This is a genomic window from Streptomyces lonarensis, from assembly GCF_012033735.1.
Taxonomy (GTDB): domain Bacteria; phylum Actinomycetota; class Actinomycetes; order Streptomycetales; family Streptomycetaceae; genus Streptomyces; species Streptomyces lonarensis.
Window position 1 is genome coordinate 1 of the sequence record NZ_JAAVJD010000274.1, and the last position, 6,245, is coordinate 6,245.

At 76.8% G+C, this 6,245-nt stretch carries 6 protein-coding genes; 2 read left to right on the top strand and 4 right to left on the bottom strand.

Annotated features, from left to right (window positions below):
• Together HCN56_RS26725 and mycP are read left to right on the top strand one after the other, a co-directional pair.
• Positions 1 to 782, top strand: a 782-nt coding sequence (locus tag HCN56_RS26725) for a hypothetical protein (protein WP_245246907.1), incomplete at its 5' end; no start/stop codon positions are given.
• Positions 779 to 2,008, top strand: coding sequence for a type VII secretion-associated serine protease mycosin (gene mycP / locus HCN56_RS22565; protein ID WP_312871381.1), 1,230 nt, complete (start codon positions 779 to 781; stop codon positions 2,006 to 2,008). The genes HCN56_RS26725 and mycP, both read left to right, overlap by 4 nt.
• On the opposite strand, the gene HCN56_RS22570 is transcribed toward mycP, so the two are convergent.
• The 4 genes from HCN56_RS22570 to HCN56_RS22585 form a co-directional block, all read right to left on the bottom strand.
• The gene (locus tag HCN56_RS22570) at positions 1,983 to 2,729 is read right to left on the bottom strand and encodes a serine hydrolase (protein ID WP_209313064.1); all 747 of its coding nucleotides are present in this window, start codon (positions 2,727 to 2,729) and stop codon (positions 1,983 to 1,985) included. The two genes, mycP and HCN56_RS22570, sit on opposite strands and share 26 nt — an antisense overlap.
• 453 nt (positions 2,730 to 3,182) lie before the next feature.
• On the bottom strand, positions 3,183 to 4,076 hold the full coding sequence (locus HCN56_RS22575; protein WP_245246910.1) for a DUF2510 domain-containing protein: 894 nt from the start codon (positions 4,074 to 4,076) through the stop codon (positions 3,183 to 3,185).
• 86 nt (positions 4,077 to 4,162) lie between these two features.
• Positions 4,163 to 4,972, bottom strand: coding sequence for a 3-oxoacyl-ACP reductase (locus tag HCN56_RS22580; RefSeq protein ID WP_167974039.1), 810 nt, complete (start codon positions 4,970 to 4,972; stop codon positions 4,163 to 4,165).
• On the bottom strand, positions 4,969 to 6,245 hold a 1,277-nt coding region (locus HCN56_RS22585; protein ID WP_167974042.1), incomplete at its 5' end, for an aldehyde dehydrogenase family protein. The genes HCN56_RS22580 and HCN56_RS22585, both read right to left, overlap by 4 nt.

Here is a 6,245-nt window from a genome sequence, read left to right on the forward strand (position 1 = left end):
CCCCGGCGGCGACCGCCGCGCCCCGGCCTCCGCGGGGGCGGCTCCGCGTGGCGGCGGCCGCGCTCTGCGTGACCCTCGCGGCCGGACTGCTCGGCGGTGCTGCGGTCGGCACCTGGCTCACCACCGAGCCCCCCGAGGTCACCGCGGCCGAGCGCGCCTTCGACGAGCGCCGCGCCCTCTGGCGCGACCTGCCCGTCGACGAGCTCTTCCCGCCGCGGATCTCCGGCGAGGGCGCCGGCCCCGGCGACGCCGACCGCGTCTGGATACGCACCGGCGTGGCCCCGGACAGCGGCTGCGCGGACGCCTTCGACCCCGCCCTGCTCGACGCGCTCGCCCCGGCCGGCTGCCACCGCGTGGTCCGCGCCACCTACACCGACGACACGGAGACCAGCGTCACCACGGTCGGGCTGCTCTTCACCCGCGGCGGTCCCGAGGAGACCAGGGAGCTGCACCGCGACTTCACCGACCGCGGCCTCGCCACCCGCGCCGACCTGATGCCGCGCCACCACGCCGGTGCCGACCCCGACGGCGACGCGAGCGCCGTGCCTCGCGCCACCTGGACCGTGCGGGTGCTGACCGACGCCCCCGTCGTCGTGTTCGCCGTCACCGGCTTCGCCGACGGCCGCTCCGCCGGCCCGCCGCAGACCGCGGCCGACGCCACCGCCCCCGACGAGAGCTCGGTCGCCGCCCTCGCCGGCCTCGGCCACGACACCCGCGGCATCGCCGACCGGATCGAACGCCGCGTCCGGAAGGCCGCCGACACCGCGGGGGAGGCTGCGTGACCACCCGCTCCCGGCGCTCGCCCGCTGCCCTCGCGCTGACCCTGCTCGCCCTCCTCGCGCTGCTCCTCACCACCGCCCCCACCGCCCGCGCCGACACCATCCGCGACCAGCAGCGCTGGGCGCTGGACGCCGTCAACGCCGACGCGGCGTGGGAGACGACCCGCGGCGCCGGGGTGGTGGTGGCCGTGCTGGACACCGGTGTCGACGCCTCGCACCGCGACCTGGCCGGCGCGGTCCTGGACGGCACCGACCTGGTCCCGCACGGCGCCGGGCCGGGCGACCCGACCTGGGCCGCGCACGGCACTGCGATGGCCGGGATCATCGCCGGCCGGGGCCACGGCGCCGACCGGGGGAGCGGTGTCGTCGGCGTCGCACCGGAGGCGCAGATCCTGCCGGTGCGGGTGCTGCTGGAGGAGGACGACCCCGCGCGCAAGCAGAAGCGCGCCGAGGGCGGCAACGCGGTCGCCGAGGGCATCCGCTGGGCGGTCGACCACGGGGCCGACGTCGTCAACCTCTCGTTGGGCGACGACAGCGAGTCCGCCCACCCCGATCCCGAGGAGGACGCGGCGATCCGCTACGCGCTGCGGCACGGGGTGGTGGTGGTCGCCTCGGCGGGCAACGGCGGCGAGTCCGGTGACCCGGTCTCCTACCCCGCCGGCTACCCGGGCGTCATCGCCGTCACCGCCGTCGACCGGGCCGGCAGCCGGGCACCGTTCTCCACCCGCCGTTGGTACGCGTCGGTCAGCGCCCCGGGCAAGGACGTCATCATCGCCGCGCCCGGCGACCGGTACATGCAGGGGTGGGGGACCAGCGCGGCCGCGGCCTTCGTCTCCGGTGCCGTGGCGCTGCTCAAGGCCGCCCACCCGGAGCTCACCCCGGCCGAGGTGCGCCGCCTGCTGGCGACCACCGCCCGGGACGCCCCCGAGGGGGGGCACAGCGCCTCCCTCGGGGCCGGGCTGGTCGACCCGGCGGCCGCCATCGAGGCGGCGGGCACCGACCGGCCGCTGACCGCCTCACTGGCCAACTCCCACACCGCCGAGTACTTCGGCCCCGGCCCGCGCAGCGGCCCGGTCGAGGAGGGCGAACCGCCCTGGCTCACCCCGGCGGCGGTCACCGCGGGGGCGATGTTCCTGCTCGCCGCCGCCCTGCTGTTCTTCCGGGTGGGGCCCGCAGCCCCGCGGCGGACGTCCGGCCCCGCCGTCAGGCCCGACCGGTGGACCGGATGACGTCCATCGCCGCGCGCGCGGCCGCCTCGACCCGCTCGATGCCCGCGTCGCCGGTGCGGTGCCCGGAGGAGAGCACCGCCATCAGGTACTCCCGGCCGTCCACCTCGACGCGGCCGATGCTGTTGATGTTCCACAGCCCGGTGTGGCTGCGCGGCAGCCAGCCGTTCTTCAGCGCGGTGCCGTCCGCCTCCGCGGCCGCGGCCGACACGCCCCACCGCTGGCCCTCGGCGACCGACCCCATCAGCCGCTCCAGGTAGGCCCGTGCGGGGCGGGCGAGCGGGGACCGAGGGTCGAACACGGCGCGCAGCACGGTGATCTGGTCGGCGGCGGTGGTACGGGTCAGCCCCCAGTGGCCGTCCTCGCCCCCGCGGGTGAGGCCCAGTCCGAACCGCGCGTTGAGGCGGTCCAGCCCTTCCTCCGCGCCGATCATCGCCCACAGCTCGTGCGTCGCGTCGTTGTCGCTCGACCGCACGGCGTCGGAGGCGAGCCGCCGCTCCTCGGCGGTCAGCGGGCGCCCCTCGTCCTGGGCGAGGAGCAGCAGCCCCGCCACGATGTTGACCTTGACGATGCTGGCCGTCTCGTAGTGGCCTGCGCCGTAGCGGAGCGTGTGCCCGGTCACGGGATCGAGGACCGCCACGGAGATCCGGACGGCGGGCTCCGCCTCCAGCGGCTCGACCGATCTCGCCAGGGCCGCCGTCGCCTCCGCCCACCGCGGCGGCACCCGCTCCGCGGAGCCGCGCGTGGCGTACGCCGGCGGCCGGGCCTCCTCCGGAGCCCCCGGCCGTCCGTCGTCGGTCCCCGCGCCGGCGGCGGGGCGACGCGGGGAGGGGGCGTGACGCGCGGCGGGGGCGCGACGCGCTGCTGCGCGGTGATGCGGGGCGGCGGCGGGGTGGCCCGCGGCACCGTCCCGGTCGGGTGCGGCACCGGCCGCGGCAGCGGCGACGGGATCGGTCGGTGGCCCGGAGGCGGCGGCGTGGGGCGCACCGCGCCGCTGCCCGTGGTGGTGGGTGCCGTGGGGGGCACGGGCGGCCGGGGTGGCACGAAGGGTCGTGGCGGCGCCGGGCGACGGGGCCGGATGGGCGTGCGGCCCTGCTCGGTGGTCATCGATTGGCCCCCTGCTCACCGGTCGCCGGTCGTCGTCGTGGACGACCGGGGTCACTCTACGGTCGGACGTTCAGACATCGGTACCGGACGAGGTGGCGGGCGCGGGGCGCACACCGGCGACGAGCGCCTCCATCAGCTCCTCGCCGGGCCCGGTCTCCCCGGCGTTCCACCCGAGCCGCAGCACGAGGGTGTCACCGGAGCCGTCGGGGGCGGGGAAAGCGATGCTCTCCGCGTAGGCCTCGGTTCCCGCGCCGGTGGTGAGCCGGTGGCGCACGCGGTGGCCGGTGGCGCCGGCCACCGTCACGTCCTCGGAGAGTTCCTCGCGGCGTTCGGTGACGCCCCCGTACGCGGCCTCGGAGAACGAGGAGTCGGCGTGGACGGTGATGTCGCCGGCCGCGGCCTCGCCCGGGTCCGTACCGGCCTCGCCCTCGATGAGGAACGCGCCGGCGACGACGCAGCGGCGCTCCCCGTCCTGGGGGCAGGGGTACTCGTCGCCGGTGACCGAGACGCCGTCGATGGGGCGTTCGGTCCAACCGTCGGGGAGCGGCAGCGCGGCACCGCCCAGGGCCGCGCTGGTCCAGCGGGTGAACTCGCCGTCCGGGGCGGCCCCCTCGTCGGCCTCGTCGCCGTCGTCGCCGTCGGGGGCGTCCTGCTGGTCGGCGCCGGCCACGGGGGCGTCCGGTGCCGGGTCGTCACCGCCGACCAGCAGCGCGGCGATCACCGCGGCCGTGGCCAGCCCTCCACCGGCCGCCACCAGGGCGGCACGGCGCCGTGCGGCACCGCTCGCCGGGGCGGCGGCCGGGTCGGCGGTGTCGGCCGTCGGCGCGGCGGTCGGCGGCGCCGTCTCGGCGGCGGTCGTCTCCCGCGTGCGGCCGGTCCAGTTGGTCCCGTCCCACCAGCGTTCCGGTGCGGGCCCGTTGCCGGCGTAACCCGGGTCGGGGTACCAGCCGGGCGGCATCGTCATACTCACCCGTGCAGCCTAGCGGCGGCGGGGGCCGGGGGGAGTGTCCTCCGCCCGGCACCGGGCGGTTTCCGGACCGGTGGCGATCGTCACAGCGGGGTGACGTAGGCCCCCGAGATGCCGCCGTCGACCAGGAAGGACGAGGCGTTGACGAAGGCGGAGTCGTCGCTGGCGAGGAAGGCGACCGCCCCGGCGATCTCCTCGGGTTCGGCGAACCGTCCCATCGGCACGTGCACCAGTCGGCGCGCAGCGCGCTCCGGGTCCTTGGCGAACAGCTCCTTCAGCAGCGGGGTGTTGACCGGCCCCGGGCACAGGGCGTTGACGCGGATGCCCTCCCGGGCGAACTGCACCCCCAGTTCCCGGGACATCGCCAGCACGCCGCCCTTGGAGGCGGTGTAGCTGATCTGGGAGGTCGCGGCGCCCATCACGGCGACGAAGGACGCGGTGTTGATGACGGAGCCGCGGCCCTGTTCGCGCATGTAGGGCAGGACCGCCTGGCAGCACAGGTAGACCGAGGTCAGGTTGGTGTGCTGCACCCGCTGCCAGGCGTCCAGGCCGGTGGTGAGGATGGAGTCGTCGTCGGGCGGTGAGATGCCGGCGTTGTGGAACGAGACGTCGATCGAGCCGAAGGTGTCGTGGGCGGTGGCGAAGAGCGCGGCGACCTGGTCGGCGTCGGTGACGTCGGTCGCGACGAAGAGGCCGCCGGTCTCGCGGGCGGCGGCCTCGCCCGCGGCGGTGTCCACGTCGGCGCAGACCACGTTGGCGCCCTCCGCGGCGAGGCGCCGCGCCGAGGCGAGTCCGATGCCGCTGCCGGCTCCGGTGATCACGGCGGTGCGGCCCACGAGGCGCCGGCAGACCGGCGCTGCGGCGGGGGCGGTTGCGTCGGGCTGCTGGGTCACGGGTTCTCCTCGGTGCTGATGAAGACGTTCTTGGTCTCGGTGAAGGCGGCCAGGGCGTCGGGGCCCAACTCGCGTCCCAGCCCGGACTGCTTGAACCCGCCGAAGGGGGTGGCGTACCGGACGGCGCTGTGCGAGTTGACGGAGAGGTTGCCGGCGGTGACGGCGCGGGCCACGCGCAGCGCGCGGCCGATGTCGCGGGTCCACAGCGAACCGGCCAGGCCGTAGTCGGTGGCGTTCGCCAACCGGACGGCGTCCGCCTCGTCCTCGAACGGGATCACGACGGCGACGGGCCCGAAGACCTCCTCCCTCAGGGCGCGTTCGGGCGCCTGGTCGGCCTCCAGCACGGTGGCGGGGTACCAGTACCCGGGGCCCTCGGGGACGCTGCCGCGGATGGCCGCGGGCGTGGACTCGGGCACCAGGGTGCGGACGCGGGACCGGTGGGCGGCGGAGATCAGCGGCCCGAGGTCGGTGGCGGGGTCGGTGGGGTCCCCGGTGCGCAGCGCGAGCACGGCCGGCTCCAGCAGCGTGAGGAACCTGTCGTAGCAGTCGCGTTGGACCAGGATGCGGCTGCGTGCGCAGCAGTCCTGGCCGGTGTTGTCGAGGAAGGAGCCGGGGGCGGCGGCAGCGGCGCGCTCCAGGTCGGCGTCGGCGAAGACGATGTTGGGGCTCTTGCCGCCGAGTTCGAGGGTGAGCCGCTTGGTGGTGGCGGCGCAACGGGTCATGATGCCGCGGCCGACGGCGGTGGAGCCGGTGAAGACGATCTTCGCGACACCGGGGTGGTCGACGAGGGCGGCGCCGGTGATGTCGCCCGCTCCCGGCAGCACCTGGAACAGGTCCTCGGGAAGGCCCGCGGCGAGCGCGAGTTCGGCGAGCCGGAGTGCGGTGAGCGGCGTGGCCTCGGCGGGTTTGAGGAGGACCGCGTTGCCGGCGGCGAGCGCGGGGGCGCTGCCCCAGGCGGCCACCGGCATGGGGAAGTTCCACGGCGCGATGACGCCGACGACGCCCAGGGGTTCGGCGAAGGTGAGGTCGATCCCGCCGGCCACCGGGATCTGGCGGCCGTTGAGGCGTTCCACTCCCCCGGCGGCGTACTCCAGCACGTCGCGGACGTTTCCCGCCTCCCAGCGGGAGCCGGCCAGTGGGTGGCCGGCCTCGCGGGTCTCGGTGGCGGCGAGTTCCTCCAGGTGCGCGTCGACCTCCGCGGCGAACCGCCGCAGCAGCCGGGCGCGGTCGGCCGGGGCGAGCGCCGCCCAGCGCCGCTGCGCGGCGGCGGCGC